We start from the raw sequence: 16,734 nt of genomic DNA on the forward strand, positions 1-16,734 counted from the left end.
AATCGTGAAAGAAACGGCTCAACCGGTTATGTGCGTGTGACCGCCGTGCTCGGCAGGCGGCAGATATCCGCCGTCGCGCTCGGGCGCGGTGCCGAAATAACTGGCCCATGCGTCATGCAACGCGTCGTGCGTCACCTCGAGCGGATCGCCGCGATACCGCGCGCCGGCGGCGACCAGGCGCAGCAGATCCATCGGGAAGCATGCGAGATATGCCTTGCCGGTCGGCAGGTGCAGCCGGTGCAGCAGATAGTCGAAGGCGTCCTGCGTCGACACCAGTCCGAGCGACTCGCATGCGGCGTCGAACACCGCGCGGTAGTGGTCGATCGACAGCGCGCCGACGTGAAGCTTTGAACCGAGCCGGCGCAGGAATGCGTCGTCGGCGAACTGTTCCGGCGCCAGGTTGCTCGAGAACACCGGCCAGACGTCGAACGGCAGCACGAATCGATTGCCGGATTCGAGCGTCAGGAAATCCACGCCTCGATCGAGCGGACGCAGCCAGCGGTTGAGCAGGTCGCGCGGCTCGACACGCTGGCGGCCGAGATCGTCGATGATGTACATGCCCATGTTCGCCTTCATGTGCGGCGGCGCCTGGTAGAAGCCCGCCGCGTCATCGCGGCGCAGGTCGAGTTCGTCAAGCGTCAACTCGCCGCCGGACATCACGACCGGCCGCTCGCACAGGCGCCAGCGGCGATCGACCGACTGTCCCTCCGTTTGCAACGGCGCGTCGACATGCACGAGCGGATCGTGGATCTGGATGACTTCCCCGGCCGCATAGATCGCATACGGCACCGGTACGTGACCGCCCATCAACGCGCCGAGCCGCTCGGCGAGGAAGGTCTTGCCGCTGCCGGCGGGGCCGTAGATCAGCAGCGGACGGCCGGAGTTCAGCGCGGCGGCCGCCGAGTCGAGTACCGACGTGTCCATCACGATGCCTTCGAATACGGCCCACACGTCGTTCTGAGCCACGTGCAGCTTGCGCACCGAATGGGTGGACACGCAGTCGAGATACGCGTCGAGCGTCACCGGCGCGGGCCCGCTGTACGTGCTGCGCGCACACTCCTCGAGTGCTGCCACGCGGCCCGCGTCGGTCAGGCGGAACGTCACGTCGAGATCCGTCTTGCCGCGATGGGTGAGTTCGACCAGATGCTCGCGCACCAGGAACGCGAAGACGTCGTCGAGCACCGCGAGCGGCAGGCAGTGGCGCTCGATGAGGTCGCCGTAAGACGGACGGCCGAGCACCAGCGTCGACTTCAGCACGAGCCCTGCGACGAATGGCTGGCTCAGTCCGGTTTCCTCGAGCGAGCGCGGCGCGGCAGGCAACTGCGTGCCCGGCTTCGCATGCGCCTCCCGCAACGGCGACGGATGCGGCAGGTGTGCAACCTGCGCGTCGCGCTTCGGTTCGGTGGGGATCGTGTTCATGTGCGTTTCATCCTCGTTGCGGGTTCGTCGCGCTAGACGCACGAAGCGAACAGCATGCCCAGCGTGCCGGCGGCAATTGCCACGCCATACGGCAACGCGCCGACCGACGCAGCTTCGATGGGGCCGTCGGTCGCCCCTGCATACGCGCGGATCGAGCGATGCGCGATCAGCGCCCTGACGTTCGCGCACATCTGGCGCAGGCGCCCGCGCAGCAGCACAAGGCCGATCGCGCCGATCCCGCCGGCCAGAAACGTGGCCAGCACGATGTAGAACGCCATCTGTGCGCCGACCCATGCGCCGATCGCCAGCATCAGCTTCACGTCGCCTGCAGCCATTCCGCGCATCAGATAGAACGGCAGCAGCATGCCGAAGCCGGTCGCCGCGCCGGCAAGCCACGCGAGTGCGCCCGCCTGGACCCCGTGCAGCGCGCACTGGGCGATCAGCGCGCCGGCCAGCCCGATCGCGACGAGCCGGTTCGGGATGCGTCGGCTCGTGATGTCCGTGCTGGCCGCGACGACGACGAGCAGCGTCACGCACAACGGGACCGGGTGAGGCAGTGCGGCAGGCAACATGGCGAACCTCGATTGGCTGCAATAGTCGGAATCACTTACCCAGTGCGGTATTGACCGCCGCGGTCACGATTGCCGCGATCATGTTGTACGCGTCTTGAACCGAACCCTTCAGGGTAACCACGCTTCCCAGCACGATGGTGGCGAACACTGCCGCGATCAGCGCGTACTCGATCGACGTCACCCCCTGCTCGTCGCCGATCCATCGCGATACCGCTACCGCACGTCCACTGGTCCGCATGACAGCCTCCGATTCGGTTGATCGAGAGAGCGGGGGAGACTCGCGCAGTGCACCGGCCGAGTCATCCGCCGTTCGCTCCATTCGACATCTGTTGGTTGAGTGTCCGGCCCTGCACGAGCGACGGGATGGCGACGAACGGGCCGGACCCGCCGTTCGCCGCCCCGCCATTCAGACCGCCGCGTTGAGATCGTCTGCAATCGTGTTGAAGACGGTCTGGAGATCGTTTCCGACCAGCGTCAGCGCTGCAACGAGGCCGACTGCGATAAGTGCGGCAATCAGGCCGTATTCGATGGCCGTCACGCCTTGTTCGTCTTGAACGAAACCGCGGATCTTCGTGATGAACGTGGACATGGCTACTCTCCTTTCGCACTACTATAAAAACCCGTTGTCGGGGATCGACGCGGGGAGCGGGTACTGCCGGAACAACTCAAGGATTCGGATGCTGCGCTCAGCGACGCACACGGCAGGGTACGAGCCTGGCCGGGCGAACGATTGTCGGTGAGCTGATGCGTGCGATATGCATGCGCGCTGCGATCTGGCGAATGGCGCGATCGAGCAGAACGGCGAAATAACCGTCCCGGGCATGAATACGGATTGAACGGATGACGCTGACGCGTCGATTCCACTGCGGGTCTTCTTCGCGGCATGCGAGCCGCGACGTGCTCTGGTCTTTCATTTTTATTCCCCAAATGCTGTCATGTGATTCTTTTTGCGCGGACGATGCCGTCGCCTATTCGCCCGGTCGACGTTTCCGGCGGTTTCCAAGGCCTGGGCGGCGTATTCCCCGACGCGCCCTCGATCCGTTGCTTTCCGCAGGTGATTGAGTCCGGTCTTGTCAGCCTGTTGCTTCAACCGGTCGTTCATCACGTCGTCGACTGTCGTGCGGACCTTGACGCAAAGAGCAGGCCAGCCGGAGGGAAAACGAGGCGCAGCAAGGGTTCCGTCGATTCATCCGTCGATCGGGTTTCGGCGCGCCGCACAAAATGTTTCAGATTTGATATACGCGTGCCGGCCGGCGCCGCGTGCCGGCAGGGCGCCGTCGTGCTGTGCAAGGGCCCCAAAAAATTTTCTCGGGATTTTCCCGAATCCGGGTCGCGCGTCGCCCGACGCGCATTCCGCACACCGTGGGACCGGTGAAAAACACGGAATGTTTCAAGCGAGAAACATCATTTGCGCCGGTACGGATTTCTCAGACGTAAAAACCCGCTTTTCGGCCATGTCGCCGTCGAATCGCCATTTCGCGATTCAGCCCGCGGTTTGCGTCACACGATTTTTTCTCCAACAATGCATTCACCGGACAGTGCCATCGAGCGCGATTCGATCCGGACACACGACAACACAAAATGGCTGCGCAAGACCAGGCAGCCTTCACTGCAAACGGGGCATCATGTACACGGCCAATCGTGGAGTGCGCTATCGCGCCAAACGCTGTGCTCAATGGCTGACAGCTGACCGGATCGTTCCGTACAGCTGCGTCATGCTGCTGCTTTGCGTGGCCTTTCTGATCACATGGGGCGTCGTTACGGACACCTTCACGTCACAGACGGCTGCCCGACCGGGCGTCGACTTCTCCGTCTTCTGGACCGCGTCGCAGCTCGTGCTGCAAGGCCATGCCGCAGCGACCTATGATCCGGTCTTCTTCTCCCATGCCGAGGTAGCGCGGTTCGGTTCCTATATCGGTCACCAATCGCTGCCCTGGCTCTATCCGCCGACGATGCTGCTGTTCATCGCGCCGGTTGCCCTCGTGCCTTTCCTGCCCGCGTATTTCCTCTTTTTTGCGGGCAGCCTTTTATGCTATGCGTATGCCGTCCTGCGACTGTCGGGCCTGCGTGCGCACCTGCCCGTTCCGCGCGCCGCCGCGCTCGCCGTGCTTGCCTATTCGGGCGTGTTCGCGTGCGTCCTGTACGGGCAGAACAGCATCCTGACCGCCGGCATCGCCGCACTCGCGCTGCATTTCCTCGGCCGACGCCCGGTCGTCGCCGGCATGCTGATCGGGTTGCTCGCCATCAAGCCGCAGATGGCGCTGGTGTTTCCGTTCGTGCTGATCGCGACGCGCTCGTGGCGAACCTTCATGTCGGCAGCGATCACGACCACGCTGTTCACGGTGGCCGGCATTGCACTGACCGGCACGGGCTCCCTGAACGGCCTGGCCCATGCGATGTCGATCGTGCGCGGCATGCATTTCACCCTGCCGGCCTACTGGTTCGTTTCCCCAACGCCGTTCGCGGCCCTCCGCCTCGCGGGTGCATCGATTCCGGTCTCGCTTGCCGCACAAGCCGCCGTGGGGCTGCTCGCAATCGCCGCCGCCGTTCAAGTCTGGCGTCGCACGAACGACATGCGGCTGCGCGGCGCGGCGCTGGCGGTCGCCACACTGTTGTCGACACCCTATCTGTGGCATTACGAGCTGGCCTGGCTCGGCATCGCGGTCTTCTGCCTGATCGCCCACGGTCTCGACGAAGGCTGGCTGCCGGGAGATCAGATCGTGATCGTGCTCGCGTGGCTGCTGCCGATATTCGAGGTGTTCAACCGGATCACGAGGCTGCCGCAGATCGGCCCGGTCGTGCTGCTCGCCGTCCTGTTCGTCGTCGTGCGTCGCTCGACCCTCGCGTCGCGGAATGCGCAATGAAATCGCCGCTCTCCCTTCTGCATGTCGATTCGGCCATCGACGCCCATCCGGAACTGCCGATCGCCGGCCCGCGCCGGTTCCCGCATTGGCTCAATCGTGATCGGGTGCGCCTCTATGCGGCAGCGGTACTGTTCACCGAGTTGCTGTTCATCTGCATCTATCTCGCACGCGTGCATGGGTCGCATACGTCCGTGCCCGAACCGCTCGCGCAGGATCTCGCGCCGATCTGGAGCGCCGCACGGCTCGCCGCGCTCGGGCATGCGGTGGACGCATGGCAGTTCTCCTCGCTCTTCGCGATCGAGAAACTCGCGATCCCGATGATGAACGCCGCGGACGGCTCGCTGCCGTGGCTTTATCCGCCGACCATGCTGCTGTTGGTGCTGCCGCTCGGCTGGATGCCTTACCTGCTCGCGCTGGTGCTGTGGCTCGGTGTTACCTACACGCTGTTCGCGGTGACGATCCGCGCCACCGTGCAGCGCGACGCCGCGCTGCTCTGCGCGCTCGCGTTCCCCGGCGCGTTCCTCACGGTGATCGTCGGGCAGACGAGCCTGCTGACCGCGACGCTCGCCGGCGTCGGACTGTTGACGCTGAATCGCCGCCCCGTTGTCGCCGGCATCTGCTTCGGTTTGCTGACGATGAAACCGCAGATGGCGGTCCTGTTCCCGCTCGCGCTGCTTTGCGCCGGACAATGGCGCGCACTGGCCGCATGGGCCGCGACGATCGCCGTCGGCGTCGTACTGACGACGCTTGCGTTCGGGATCGAGTCGTGGATCGCGTTCGTGCACGGCATCAACGACGCGTATCAGATGGTCGACGCGGGCCACGTCAAGCTCGCGCGCATGCCGACCGTGTTCGCGCTCGCCACCCTCGCCGGCTGGCCCGCCTATGTCGCGCGCGGCCTGCAGCTGCTGTCTGCCGCGGCCGCCGCGATCGCCGTCGTGTACGCGTGGCGTGGCGCGTGTTCGTACGCGCTGCGCGCCGCCACGCTCGCCTGCGCATGCCTGATCGTCAGCCCGTACCTGTACGACTACGACCTGACCTGGTACGGGCTCGTGATCGCGTGGTATGCGCGCTATGCGTGGACGCACGGCTGGCGACGCTTCGATCGCGAATGGCTGATGCTGATGTGGGCGACGCCGCTCGCCGGTCTCGCGATCGTCACGCATCTGTCGTTCCAGTTCATGCCGCTCGTCACGCTGGCGTCGCTGGCGCTGCTCGTCAGCCGGATTGCACAAGAAAGACACGACGTGCCGTCGATGCCCGACGCACACGACAACTCGACCGAGACCGGGTTCCCGCATCCGGTCCGCTCACACCACCGCCCGGCGCACGGACTGCGCCGCGCCGGCCGCCCCACCTTCGGTGCCGGCCGCTGATACGCACGTCTTACAGGGGAACTCATCATGCGCGAACCACTCTACACACCGCTCGTCTCGCTGGTCGTACCGTTCTACAACGAAGGCGAGGCCGTCGAACGCTTCTTCGACGTCGTGATTCCGCTGATGGCCGGTCTCGATGCGATCCGCTTCGAGATCGTCTGCGTAAACGACGGTAGCCGCGACGACACGCTCGAACGCCTGATCCGGGTCAGCATGACCGACCGCCGCGTGCGCGTCATCGATCTCACCCGCAACTTCGGCAAGGAAGCGGCGCTGACGGCCGGCCTCGACGAGGCGGGCGGCGACGCGGTGATTCCGCTCGACGCCGACCTTCAGGATCCACCGAGCCTGATTCCGGTGATGCTCGAGCACTGGCGCAACGGTGTGGAAGTCGTCGCCGCGAAGCGCAGCAATCGCGCATGCGATTCGTTCTCGAAGCGCACCGCCGCCGCGATCTACTACCGCGTGCACAACCTGCTGTCGGACGTGAAGCTGCCGGAGAACGTCGGCGACTTCCGGCTGATGGACCGCAAGGTCGTGAATGCGCTGCGCAGCCTGCCCGAGCGTCATCGCTTCATGAAGGGGCTGTTCGCATGGGTCGGGTACCAGACCGTGATCATCGAGTATCAGCGCGAAGCGCGCAGCGCCGGGCACTCGAAGTTCTCCGGCTGGAAGCTGTGGAACTTCGCGCTCGAGGGAATCACAAGCTTCAGCACCGTGCCGCTGCGCAGCTGGACCTACATCGGCCTCTGTATCGCCGCGCTCGCATTCCTGTACGGCGCGTTCATCGTGGGCCGCACGCTGCTGTTCGGCAACCCGGTGCTCGGCTATCCGTCGCTGCTGTCGGTGACGCTGTTCATCGGCGGGATCGAACTCGTCGGCATCGGCGTGGTCGGCGAGTACATCGGACGCATCTACGACGAGTCGAAGCAACGCCCCGTCTATCTGATTCGCCGTCGCTACCAGACGCACGCCAAGGTGATCGAACTGCCGGTTGCGCGCGATGCGCGACGCCCGAACGCACGCCGCCGCGCGCAGCCGGCCCGCGTGCGGGTGGGTGAGCGCTGAAGCGCGGAGGTAGCGATGTTCGAGCTGCTTTATGCCGAGCGCGTGCGGCTGGCGCGCTTCGGCCTGTCCGGGCTCGGCTCGACCGCGCTGCACGTGCTGATCGCATCCGCGATGTACGCGCTGTTCGATGCCACTCAGGTAATCGCCAACGCCGTCGCGTTCGTCTGCGCGACGGCGTTCTCGTATCTCGCGAACACGCTGTGGAGCTTCTCGTCGACCGTGCGTTCGCGCAACCTGCTGCGCTATCTGACCGCCGCGCTGGCCGGCTTCGCCGAAACGATGCTGCTCGCGCGCACCGCCGAACTGCTCGACGTGCCTCGCGGTTGGGCCATCGTCGCGATCGCGCTGCTGATCCCGCCGACCATGTTCGTGATGCACCGGTTGTGGACGTATCGGTGAAGCGTCGGCATCCGCTCGCACGCAACCGACATCCGTCGGCAGTGGGGTCGGAGCATTCACCGATTGGTCACGGAACCATCGCACCCGAGGCGAGCGACGCCTGTTAGCATGGTGCGTGGCCGACCAGAATCGGGACGCTGCCGGATTGATGTCGCGCGGCGTGGTGTTCTGTCGGTCAGTCGCTCCCCGTATCGGCCGTGCCGAGGCACGCCGACGCGGACGCTTCCTGCGGCACGCATTGTGCGCTGCCGCCCGCATTCGCCGTCCATCCAGCGGCCGGGCTCGCCGCATGCTGTCGCGCGAGCTGCCGGCACGAGATCCGTCCATGCCCAGGAAAAAATCCAGCCTCTGGCTGCGGCCGTTCGATCTGCTTTCCGCCGCGGCGACTACGCGCCCCAAAAGGAAGACAACCAAACCGGCGCCGTCCACCCAGCGCGCGGCCACCGCCCGAACCACGCATCGCGTGCGCGCGCCGGCGCCGCCCGCACGGACATCGCCACACCAGGCACCCGGCACGTGGCTGCGCTCGTTTCATTCCGCGCGCCCGACCGCCGGCCGCCTCGTCAACCATCTCGCGTACGCGCTGTACCTGCCCGCCGCTTCGGCGGCGAGTGACGGCATGCCCGTCGTCGTGATGCTGCACGGCTGCAAGCAGTCGGCCGAGTCGTTTGCCGCGGGCACGCGCATCTGCCGCATCGCCGAGCGCGCCGGGTTTGCCGTGCTGTTTCCCGAACAGGCGAAGACAGCCCATTCGCATCGCTGCTGGAACTGGCACGGCGATGCGTCTCAGTCGGAGGCCCCGGCGATCGCGTCACTGATCGACGCGATCGTGCGGGCGCGCGGGTTCGACCGCGACCGGATCTACCTGGCCGGCATGTCGGCCGGCGCGGGACTGGCGGCACGGCTGGCGATCGAGTCTCCCGATCTGTTCGCGGCCGTCGGCCTGCACTCCGGTCCGGCCATCGCGCCGCCGTTGTCGACGATGGCCGCGATGAGCCTGATGCGCCGCGGCCTGCGCGACGATCCGATAAGCGTCGTCGACGCCTGCGTCGACGTGGGTGCTTATCCGGGCATGCCCGCGCTCGTCGTGCATGGCGGACTCGATACGGTCGTCGCCGAGCAAAACGCACGGCAGCTCGGCGTCGCGTTCGCGCGGATCAATCGGCTCGTCGACGAACAGGGCGAACTGCGTGTCGGCGAGCAACATACATACGCGCATGACGATGCCGATTACACCGACTATCTGCGCGGCGGCCGGCTGATCGTCCGGGTCTGCATCGTCCGCCGCCTGGCGCACGCGTGGAGTGGCGGCGATCCGCGCGAAGCGTTCCACTCCGCGACGGGGCCGGACGCGACCGCGATGTTCTGGAATTTCTTTCGCAGGCGGCGGCGCAAGCGGGTGCGGTGACGACGCGTCGCCTGTCGCTTATGCCCGTTGCTCGACTGCCGCCGCCGCGTCCGCGCTGCCTTCGGCGCGCCGGATCGGCAGTCGAACGCAGAACGTCGTGCCGCGCCCCGGCTCGCTCGTCACGTCGATCGCCCCGCGATGGCGCTCGACGATGCCGTGCGACACCGACAGCCCCAGCCCCGTGCCCTGCCCGACCGGTTTCGTCGTGAAGAACGGATCGAAAATCCGCCGAACGACGTCGGGCGTCATGCCAGTGCCGGTATCGCTGATCGCGATCGACACCTGTTCGCCGTCGCTCGACGTACGGATCGTGATCACGCCGCGCGACGGAATCGCATGTGCCGCATTGACGAGCAGGTTCATGAATACCTGGTTCAACTGCGACGGAAGACATTCGACCTGCGGCACGTCACCGTACTCCCGGACGATGTCGGCCTTGTACTTGAGCTCGTTGTGTACGACGTTGAGCGTGCTCTCGAGGCCCGCGTGGATATCCACCACGCTCCACTCGCCGCTGCCCGGCCGCGAGAAATCGCGCAGGTCCTGCACGATGCGCCGCACCCGCACCGCGCCGTCGATCGATTCGTCGATCAGCGTCACGATCTCGTCGCGCACGTAGTCCAGATCGGCCTCGCCGCGCATCGCCGTCAGCGCATCGCGCGTCGCCGGTTCCAGCTGCGTGAGCGCGGCGTCATGCGCGGCGATCACGGCGAGCAGGCTTCGCACCCACGTCCTGAGCGTATTGAGGTTCGCGCTGATGAAGCCGATCGGATTGTTGATCTCGTGCGCGACGCCGGCCGCGAGCTGGCCGATCGACGCGAGTTTTTCCGATTGCAGCAACTGCACGTGGGTTTCCTCGAGCGCCCGCAGCAGCCGCCGCTGTTCGTCCTTCTCCTGTTCGAGCCGACTCTGCGCCGCCCGGCGCTCGTCGATTTCGGTCGCCATGTTCTCGCGCGTGCGCTGCAGCATCGCCGTCGTCTGCTCGTAGCGCCGCAACGCCGTTTCGAGTTCCGCGGTCCGCAATCGCACCAGCCGTTCGAGCGTGTCCGTCATGCCGCGCAGAAAGGTCGTGCGTGCATCGAAGCGGCAGACGAGCAGCGTGACGATCAGCGTCGCCATCGTGAACAGTGCGATGGTGGTCGCGAGCCACGGCGCATCGATGCCGTTGGCGGCGCCGCAGCGCGCATCCGGCGCGAAATGCGCGGCCGCCATCGCGGTGTAGTGCATGCCCGTGATGGCGATGCCCATGATCAGCGCGGCGCCGATGCGTTGCTCGGTCGCATGGCGCGCCTGTTGCGCGCGCAACGTCTGCGCCATCCAGAGCGCGACGGTCGATGCGATCACCGCGACGCCGATCGACGCCGCGAACAGCGCGGGATCGTAGCGGATGCCGGGCGCCATGCGCATCGCGGCCATGCCCGTGTAATGCATTCCGACGATTCCGGCGCCCATCAGCACGCCGCCCGCCAGCAGGCGCCGGCGGCTCAACCGCGCGCGCGTGACGACGTTCAGCGCGAAATACGACACGAGCACCGCGATCGCCAGCGACGCGCCGGTATCCGGCAGCGCATAGCCGAGCGGAATCGGCAGCGACAGCGCCAGCATGCCGACGAAATGCATCGACCAGATTCCGGTGCCCATCGCGGCCGCGCCGCCGGCCAGCCACGCGCGCTTGAGCGTCGGGTTGTCGAGCAGCGAAATGAACGCGGCCAGGTCGAGCGCCGTATAGGACGCCAGCGTCGCGATGACGAGCGACAGCAGGACAAGCAGCAGGTTGTAGGTGCCATGCATGATCGAGCGCCCCAGTCGAAATGAACGCGTTGCGGCGACGCGCGACCGCTCGCGCGCCACGGCCCGGCCGGCGCAGCGTCAGGCAGGCGACGTGCCGGCCGGCGCCTGCGTCGACGCGGCGGCGCCGGTCATCACGAGAATGTCGAACGTCGTGCCTTCGCGCGCCTCGAAACGGCGCACGAGCTCGATCTGGTGCGCCGACATCACGCTGCCCTTCGTCATCAACAGCACCCCGCGATGCGTGCGCAGATCGTCCGCGAGCTGCATCCCCTCGCGCAGTTGCTCGGACCGGATCTCCGCGACGGACGCCGCGATGCGCAGGCTTGCCGGATCCCGCATCAGTTCGATGAAGCGCGCGACGAGCAGCGGGTCGTAACGCACGCCGGCCTGAGAGTGCAGCACGTCGATCGCCTGCTCGACCGAATGCGGCGAACCGATCTCGCCGTTGCGTAACCCTTCGAAATCGCGCGCGATCGCGACGATCCGCGAGCCGAGCGGAATCGCGTCGCCCGCGAGCCCGTCCGGCGTGCCGCGTCCATTGAATCGCTCGTACTGGTGCAGCACGATCGACGCGACCTTGTGCAATTGCGCAACCGGCGTGAGCACCATCTGCGCACGCAGCGGGTGCTGCTGGAACAGGCTGTGTTCGTCCGTCGTCATCTTCACGAGCGGCTTGTGCAACAGCTCGTCGGGCAGCGACAGCTTGCCGATGCCGTGCAGCAGTCCCGCGAAATACACGTCCTGCGCGTGCAGGCTGCTCATCCCCGCCGACAGCGCGAGACGGCGCGCGATCTCGCCGACGCGCATCGCATGCCCGCTCGCCGACCCGCAGCGCATCTCGATCATGCTCGCGCAGACCTGCACCATCGCGGTGAAGCTGCTTTCCAGGTCGTGCTGCGCCGCCTCTAGAAACATCACGGTTTGCCCGAGCTCCTCGGTGCGCGCGCGGACCTGTGTTTCGAGTTCCGTATTGAAGCGGCGCAGCGTTTCGTTCTGCGCTTCGGTCAGCGCGGCCAGCCGCGCGGCCTCGCCCCGAAGGCGCCGCTGTTCGAGCGCCTGCTCGATGGTCATCAGCAGGTCATGATCGTCCCACGGCTTGTTCAGGTAGCGATACACGCCGCCTTCGTTGACGGCCTCCACGATCGACGCGATGTCGGAATAGCCGGTCAGCAGGATGCGCATCGTGTCCGGGTAAAGCGCGCGAGCGCGGGCGAGAAACGCCGCGCCGCTCAGGTTCGGCATGCGCATGTCCGACACGATCAGGTCGACTTCGGTCGACGCCAGGATGTCGAGCGCGGCCTCGCCGCTTTCGGCGGTCAGGATGGTGTAGCGCGCGGGCCGCAACACGCGCTTGAGCGCGGACAGCACGCTCGGCTCGTCGTCGACCAGCAGGATCGACGGGGCGGCGGCCGGGGTGTCGGATGCGGCCTCGGCGATCGTTTCGGGTGGTGCATCATTCGTTCCGTTCATCGCGGATGTCGTCATGGCTGTCCTCGGATTGTTTATCTTCACTACCTCTGTGACATCGGCTCGTGCCGCGTATTCCACATTAGGGAAAACGCTGACGCGCATGAGCCGATCAGCGGCACCCATCGCACGGTAGGCCGCGCGCGAGCCGGCCATCCGGAACACGTGATGCGGACTTCCGGTATCGTTGCGGGACGCGTCGATCATGGCGCGCCCTGTCGCATCATTCACCCCGTATGGAGCATTCATGATTCTGGAAATGGCATCGCTCGAAATCGATCCGTCGCTGGCCGAGCAATTCGAAGCGGCGGTTCGCCAGGCACTTCCGCTGTTCGCCCGCGCGCACGGCTGCGGCGGCGCCGAACTGCACCGCGTGATCGAGCGCAGCGGCGGCTACCTGCTCGTCGTCAAATGGGACACCGTCGACGATCACATGGTGCGTTTCCGGCAATCGGACGACTTCCAGGCGTGGCGTCAGCTGGCCGGGCCGTTCTTCAAGAGCCCGCCGCAAGTCGTGCATACGGAAGTCGCGGTGAAGTAGTCGAGACGAAGCAACCGCCGCAACGAGCCAACCGATCCGTCACGGATGATGCTGCCTCGGCGCGCTGACCGTTCGCCGTTCCCGCACATCCGATTCCTTACGAGCCCTTTCATGACCGTCGACCCTTCCGTCCTCTCCGCATTCACCCCGACCGGCAAGCTGCGCGCGTCGATCAATCTCGGCAATCCGATCCTCGCGAACCGCGACCCAGCCACGGGCGAGCCGTTCGGCGTATCGATCGACCTCGCGCGTGCGTTTGCCGAGCGGCTGTCGGCCGAGCTCGAACTCGTCGTGTTCGACGCTGCCGGCAAGTCGGTGCAGGCGCTGACCGAAGAGCGCGCCGATTTCGGCTTCTTCGCGGTCGATCCGCTGCGCGGCGAAACGGTCGCGTTCACCGCACCGTACGTGCTGATCGAAGGCTTCTATCTGGTGCGCGACGATTCGCCGATCCGCGGCAACGCGGACGTCGACCAGCCGCACAACCGCGTGGCCGTCGGCAAGGGCAGCGCGTACGACCTGTTCCTCACGCGCGAACTGAAAGCCGCGCAGATCGTGCGCGCGCCGACATCGCAGGCCGTGGTGTCGACGTTCGTCGAGCAGCAGCTCGAAGTCGCGGCGGGCGTGAAGCAGCAGCTCGAGGCCGACGCGGCGAAGACGACGGGCCTGCGCCTGCTCGACGAGCGCTTCATGGTGATCCGCCAGGCGATGGGCGTGCCGAAGAGCCGCGGCGAAGCGGCCGCCGCGTTGCTCGGCACGTTCGTCGAGGAGATGAAGGCGTCGGGCTTCGTCGCGGATTCGCTGAGGCGGCATGGAATCGTCGGTGCGTCGGTCGCACCGCGCGCCAGATCGGCGCTGCCAGTCACCCCCAGCACCACCTCGTACTCGACACGTCGCTCGCGGGGCTGAACGTCGTCATCGACGGGATCCGGTGCGTCGCACGCGACGATCTTTCCGTACGGTCCGTTCACGGCCGGCGACGGGAAGACCGTGATGCCCGGGCGGCACGAACTCGGTTATGCCGATGAAAAGATTCACACGTTGCACGCCACCGGTGCGGTCTGACCGGGCCTTTCCGCGCTGAGCGAAGTGTTCGAGAAAAAGGGTTCCGTGCAGATTTCCGCTGATGTGCTGTTCGCCTCATTTGCCGCGCACTCGCACGATGACCGACTGCACTGAAGCGTGATCGCGTGTAACCACGTACGCGCGCACAGGTACCACGCTGCCGATGGTGACATAAAATAGAACGTACTCCAGACTGAAAAAGGGGGCCGACATGAGGCGCCTCTATTTCCTCGTACCCGACACGCGGATGGCCAAGGCGGTCGTGGATGACTTGCTCCGCGCGCGCATCATCTGGCGCCATATCCACGTCCTCGCCGATCACAGTGTCACGCTTGAAGAGTTACCCGAAGCGTCTTTGCTGCAGAGCAGCGATGTCGTGCATGCGCTCGAGCGTGGTGTCGCACTCGGCGGCGCGACGGGCGCGCTCATCGGTCTCGTCGCGCTCGTATACCCCCCTGCAGAGCTCGTGATCGCGGGCGGCGCCGTCGTCGCATTGACGATGGTGGGAGCGGGCTTCGGCGCGTGGACGGCCGGGATGATCGGCATCGCCGAGCCGAACGCGCGACTCGAGCGGTTTCGTGAAGCGATCAAGGAAGGCCAGATCCTGATCATGGCCGACGTGCCGGCATTGCGAGAGCAGGAAATCGAGCAGATGATCGCCCGACATTTTCCGAATGCGGATCTGGAAGGCGGCGAACCCACGTCACCGGTTTTCCCCTGACACCCGAAAACCGGCCTGCCTGAGTGCTGAGGTTGATCCTTCAGCAAGGAGGTTCTATGGAACTGCACATTCAATCACACCATTTGCAACGGCGCATGCCGGACTGGCTCGCCGCTGCCGTAGCCGGTCTTGCGGGTGGCGCCCTGGTGATCGTGCTCGAATTCTTCTGGTCGACGATGGTGCTCGATGAAAGCCCGTGGCAACCGACCCACAAGATCGCGGCGATGGTGATGGGCCGCGGTGCGCTCGAACAGATGTCGGTGTTCAGCTTCAGCATCGTGGGAATGGCGCTGCTGCTGCACTATGTGCTCGGCGCCATCATGGGGATGATCCTCGCCGCGATCATGGCCCCGTTCCGCTTCGATTCGAGCGTCGGCATGGAGGCCGTCATCGGCCTGGCTTTCGGGATCGTCGCGTACGTATGGAACTTCTACGTGATGACCGCCGTGTTCCCGTGGTTCATCTCGGAGCGGGGATCCGGACCCTTGTTGGCCAACCTGCTGTTCGGTGTGGTGACCGCCGTTGTCTACGGCATGCTCGAACGGCGCAAGCAGAACGCGATGCACTGACACGCCGGTTCGTCGCGCCGCGCGAGACGGCCGCCTCGACAATCCATGCAGAAGGCGGCCGTCTTGCTCGTCGTCGCGGCGGGCGGCATCGTCTGTCGTGCGATGCATGCGGGTATGGGAGCGTGCCTCCCCCCTTGCGCTGCCTTGCACGATGCACAGGCGCGGACTACCTTTTCTTTAGAGCCGCCGACGACGCTTGGCGAATCAGTGTTGGTGGACTGCCGGCAAAATGTAATACGAAATCCGGCAAGGCGGCACGACGATGCCAGGAGCGCGGGTTGGCGGCTCCGGCGAGTGAGGCGCGGCGAGGCGGCCCATGGCGCTTGCGATTGCCCTGATCGTGATCATCGCATTGGCGGTGGGGTTTCACTTTGCCAGTCCCTGGTGGATCACGCCGATCGCGTCGAACTGGGTGCGCATGGACGACATGCTGACGATCACGCTCGTCATCACCGGCGCATTCTTCATCGCGATCAACCTGTTCATCGCGATCGCACTGATCCGCTACCGCCACCGCGGCGGGCATCGCGCGGCCTACGAGCCGCACAACCGGCGGCTGGAATGGTGGCTGATCGGTCTGACCGCCGTCGGCGTGGCGGCGTTGCTGGCACCCGGTCTCTTCGTCTACGCGGACTACATCCGGCCGCCACGCAACGCGCTGCAGATGGAAGTGCTCGGCCGGCAATGGCAATGGCGCTTCCGCTTCGCCGGCCCCGGCGGCAAGCTGGGTACGACGGACGTGCGCTACGTCAGCAACGACAACCCGTTCGGCCTGAACCCCGCCGACCCCAACGGCCGCGACAACTACCTGATCGAGACGCCCGAGGTCCACCTCCCGCTGAACCGGCCGATCCAGGTTCTGACACGGTCGCTCGACGTACTGCACGACTTCTATGTGCCGCCGTTCCGTGCGCGCATGAACATGGTCCCCGGCATGGTGACGACCTTCTGGTTCACACCGACCAAGGCGGGACGTTACGACATCCTGTGCGCGCAGCTGTGCGGCATCGGGCACTCGAACATGCGCGGCGTGGTGGTGGTGGAAGACGAAGCATCGTTCTCGCGATGGCTGGCGCAGCAGACCACCTTCGCGCAGCGGCAGCAGGCCGGCGTGCAGGCCGCTGCCGCCACGGCAGGCGGCAGCGCCCAGGCGCTCGCCGACCAGGGCAAGGCGCTCGCGGCAGCCAAGGGCTGTTTCGCGTGCCATACCGTGGACGGCAGTCCGCGCGTGGGCCCGACCTGGAAGGGCCTGTACGGCAAGACCGAAACGATGGCCGACGGCAGCACCGCGAAGGTGGACGAAGCCTATCTGCGCGCGTTCATCCGCAACCCGACGGCCCGCGTCGTGAAGGGGTACGCACCGATCATGCCGCATTTCGACCTGAGCGAGCAGGAGCTGACCGCGCTCGTGACCTACATCGAATCGCTAGGCGGCCCGGCCGCCAGCACCGCGGCCAACCGCCAGCCCTAGCGG

Annotated in this window: 17 protein-coding genes and 1 pseudogene; 11 read left to right on the forward strand and 7 right to left on the reverse strand. The window is 66.0% G+C overall.

Annotated features, from left to right (window positions below):
• Nucleotides 1-18 precede the first annotated feature (18 nt).
• The 5 genes from ACT2FV_RS14675 to ACT2FV_RS14695 form a co-directional block, all read right to left on the reverse strand.
• Nucleotides 19-1,419 (reverse strand): ATP-binding protein, encoded by a 1,401-nt coding sequence (locus ACT2FV_RS14675; RefSeq protein WP_151051315.1) that lies wholly within the window; start codon nt 1,417-1,419, stop codon nt 19-21.
• 32 nt (nt 1,420-1,451) lie between these two features.
• Entirely contained in the window at nt 1,452-1,991 is a 540-nt protein-coding gene (locus ACT2FV_RS14680; protein ID WP_444504182.1) for an A24 family peptidase, read from the reverse strand.
• A 31-nt stretch (nt 1,992-2,022) separates the two neighbouring features.
• Nucleotides 2,023-2,229, reverse strand: a complete 207-nt coding sequence (locus ACT2FV_RS14685; protein ID WP_151051311.1) for a Flp family type IVb pilin — start codon at nt 2,227-2,229, stop codon at nt 2,023-2,025.
• A gap of 168 nt (nt 2,230-2,397) precedes the next feature.
• A complete protein-coding gene (locus tag ACT2FV_RS14690; RefSeq protein WP_151051309.1) occupies nt 2,398-2,580 on the reverse strand; it encodes a Flp family type IVb pilin in 183 nt (60 codons plus the stop codon).
• A gap of 97 nt (nt 2,581-2,677) precedes the next feature.
• Entirely contained in the window at nt 2,678-2,905 is a 228-nt protein-coding gene (locus ACT2FV_RS14695) for a hypothetical protein (protein WP_151051307.1), read from the reverse strand.
• A gap of 711 nt (nt 2,906-3,616) precedes the next feature.
• Between ACT2FV_RS14695 and ACT2FV_RS14700 the strand changes: the two genes are divergently transcribed.
• The 5 genes from ACT2FV_RS14700 (at nt 3,617) to ACT2FV_RS14720 (ending at nt 9,109) form a co-directional block, all read left to right on the forward strand.
• Complete coding sequence (locus tag ACT2FV_RS14700) at nt 3,617-4,855, forward strand: glycosyltransferase family 87 protein (protein ID WP_444504283.1); 1,239 nt, start codon at nt 3,617-3,619, stop codon at nt 4,853-4,855.
• Nucleotides 4,852-6,231, forward strand: coding sequence for a glycosyltransferase family 87 protein (locus tag ACT2FV_RS14705; RefSeq protein ID WP_444504183.1), 1,380 nt, complete (start codon nt 4,852-4,854; stop codon nt 6,229-6,231). The genes ACT2FV_RS14700 and ACT2FV_RS14705 overlap by 4 nt, the downstream gene beginning before the upstream one ends.
• 27 nt (nt 6,232-6,258) lie before the next feature.
• Nucleotides 6,259-7,302 carry a glycosyltransferase family 2 protein gene (locus ACT2FV_RS14710; protein WP_151051303.1) on the forward strand — a complete coding sequence of 348 codons (1,044 nt, stop codon included), beginning with the start codon at nt 6,259-6,261 and terminating at the stop codon, nt 7,300-7,302.
• A gap of 15 nt (nt 7,303-7,317) precedes the next feature.
• Nucleotides 7,318-7,701 (forward strand): GtrA family protein, encoded by a 384-nt coding sequence (locus ACT2FV_RS14715; protein ID WP_124627419.1) that lies wholly within the window; start codon nt 7,318-7,320, stop codon nt 7,699-7,701.
• 325 nt (nt 7,702-8,026) lie between these two features.
• A complete protein-coding gene (locus ACT2FV_RS14720; protein ID WP_151051319.1) occupies nt 8,027-9,109 on the forward strand; it encodes an extracellular catalytic domain type 1 short-chain-length polyhydroxyalkanoate depolymerase in 1,083 nt (360 codons plus the stop codon).
• A gap of 18 nt (nt 9,110-9,127) precedes the next feature.
• Here the strand turns inward: ACT2FV_RS14720 and ACT2FV_RS14725 are convergent, their stop codons facing one another.
• Together ACT2FV_RS14725 and ACT2FV_RS14730 are read right to left on the reverse strand one after the other, a co-directional pair.
• The gene (locus ACT2FV_RS14725) at nt 9,128-10,900 is read right to left on the reverse strand and encodes a histidine kinase (RefSeq protein WP_444504184.1); all 1,773 of its coding nucleotides are present in this window, start codon (nt 10,898-10,900) and stop codon (nt 9,128-9,130) included.
• A 78-nt stretch (nt 10,901-10,978) separates the two neighbouring features.
• Nucleotides 10,979-12,385 (reverse strand): HD domain-containing phosphohydrolase, encoded by a 1,407-nt coding sequence (locus tag ACT2FV_RS14730; protein WP_444504185.1) that lies wholly within the window; start codon nt 12,383-12,385, stop codon nt 10,979-10,981.
• 229 nt (nt 12,386-12,614) lie between these two features.
• Between ACT2FV_RS14730 and ACT2FV_RS14735 the strand changes: the two genes are divergently transcribed.
• From ACT2FV_RS14735 to ACT2FV_RS14760, 6 genes and pseudogenes are all read left to right on the forward strand, one after another.
• A complete protein-coding gene (locus tag ACT2FV_RS14735; RefSeq protein WP_059599683.1) occupies nt 12,615-12,908 on the forward strand; it encodes an antibiotic biosynthesis monooxygenase family protein in 294 nt (97 codons plus the stop codon).
• 111 nt (nt 12,909-13,019) lie between these two features.
• Nucleotides 13,020-13,814 carry an ABC transporter substrate-binding protein gene (locus ACT2FV_RS14740; protein WP_444504186.1) on the forward strand — a complete coding sequence of 265 codons (795 nt, stop codon included), beginning with the start codon at nt 13,020-13,022 and terminating at the stop codon, nt 13,812-13,814.
• Between the two features lie 18 nt (nt 13,815-13,832).
• Nucleotides 13,833-13,907 (forward strand): annotated as a pseudogene (locus tag ACT2FV_RS14745) (CoA transferase); the annotation flags it as partial.
• A 274-nt stretch (nt 13,908-14,181) separates the two neighbouring features.
• A complete protein-coding gene (locus ACT2FV_RS14750) occupies nt 14,182-14,691 on the forward strand; it encodes a hypothetical protein (RefSeq protein WP_059599685.1) in 510 nt (169 codons plus the stop codon).
• A gap of 56 nt (nt 14,692-14,747) precedes the next feature.
• Nucleotides 14,748-15,260: a hypothetical protein gene (locus ACT2FV_RS14755; protein ID WP_444504187.1), complete on the forward strand. Its 513-nt coding sequence runs from the start codon at nt 14,748-14,750 to the stop codon at nt 15,258-15,260.
• Nucleotides 15,261-15,576: 316 nt separating this feature from the next.
• The gene (locus ACT2FV_RS14760) at nt 15,577-16,731 is read left to right on the forward strand and encodes a c-type cytochrome (protein ID WP_444504188.1); all 1,155 of its coding nucleotides are present in this window, start codon (nt 15,577-15,579) and stop codon (nt 16,729-16,731) included.
• The last annotated feature ends 3 nt before the right edge of the window (nt 16,732-16,734 follow it).

Origin of the sequence: Burkholderia sp. PR2 (genome assembly GCF_052372875.1) — a bacterium.
GTDB classification, from domain to species: Bacteria; Pseudomonadota; Gammaproteobacteria; order Burkholderiales; family Burkholderiaceae; genus Burkholderia; species Burkholderia diffusa.

Excerpts from the sequence above, each read along its gene's own strand:
- ACT2FV_RS14675 (WP_151051315.1), bottom strand. The coding sequence starts at position 1,419 with ATGAACACGATCCCCACCGAACCGAAGCGCGACGCGCAGGTTGCACAC.
- ACT2FV_RS14680 (WP_444504182.1), bottom strand. The coding sequence starts at position 1,991 with ATGTTGCCTGCCGCACTGCCTCACCCGGTCCCGTTGTGCGTGACGCTG.
- ACT2FV_RS14685 (WP_151051311.1), bottom strand. The coding sequence starts at position 2,229 with ATGCGGACCAGTGGACGTGCGGTAGCGGTATCGCGATGGATCGGCGAC.
- ACT2FV_RS14690 (WP_151051309.1), bottom strand. The coding sequence starts at position 2,580 with ATGTCCACGTTCATCACGAAGATCCGCGGTTTCGTTCAAGACGAACAA.
- ACT2FV_RS14695 (WP_151051307.1), bottom strand. The coding sequence starts at position 2,905 with ATGAAAGACCAGAGCACGTCGCGGCTCGCATGCCGCGAAGAAGACCCG.
- ACT2FV_RS14700 (WP_444504283.1), top strand. The coding sequence starts at position 3,617 with ATGTACACGGCCAATCGTGGAGTGCGCTATCGCGCCAAACGCTGTGCT.
- ACT2FV_RS14705 (WP_444504183.1), top strand. The coding sequence starts at position 4,852 with ATGAAATCGCCGCTCTCCCTTCTGCATGTCGATTCGGCCATCGACGCC.
- ACT2FV_RS14710 (WP_151051303.1), top strand. The coding sequence starts at position 6,259 with ATGCGCGAACCACTCTACACACCGCTCGTCTCGCTGGTCGTACCGTTC.
- ACT2FV_RS14715 (WP_124627419.1), top strand. The coding sequence starts at position 7,318 with ATGTTCGAGCTGCTTTATGCCGAGCGCGTGCGGCTGGCGCGCTTCGGC.
- ACT2FV_RS14720 (WP_151051319.1), top strand. The coding sequence starts at position 8,027 with ATGCCCAGGAAAAAATCCAGCCTCTGGCTGCGGCCGTTCGATCTGCTT.
- ACT2FV_RS14725 (WP_444504184.1), bottom strand. The coding sequence starts at position 10,900 with ATGCATGGCACCTACAACCTGCTGCTTGTCCTGCTGTCGCTCGTCATC.
- ACT2FV_RS14730 (WP_444504185.1), bottom strand. The coding sequence starts at position 12,385 with ATGACGACATCCGCGATGAACGGAACGAATGATGCACCACCCGAAACG.
- ACT2FV_RS14735 (WP_059599683.1), top strand. The coding sequence starts at position 12,615 with ATGATTCTGGAAATGGCATCGCTCGAAATCGATCCGTCGCTGGCCGAG.
- ACT2FV_RS14740 (WP_444504186.1), top strand. The coding sequence starts at position 13,020 with ATGACCGTCGACCCTTCCGTCCTCTCCGCATTCACCCCGACCGGCAAG.
- ACT2FV_RS14750 (WP_059599685.1), top strand. The coding sequence starts at position 14,182 with ATGAGGCGCCTCTATTTCCTCGTACCCGACACGCGGATGGCCAAGGCG.
- ACT2FV_RS14755 (WP_444504187.1), top strand. The coding sequence starts at position 14,748 with ATGGAACTGCACATTCAATCACACCATTTGCAACGGCGCATGCCGGAC.
- ACT2FV_RS14760 (WP_444504188.1), top strand. The coding sequence starts at position 15,577 with ATGGCGCTTGCGATTGCCCTGATCGTGATCATCGCATTGGCGGTGGGG.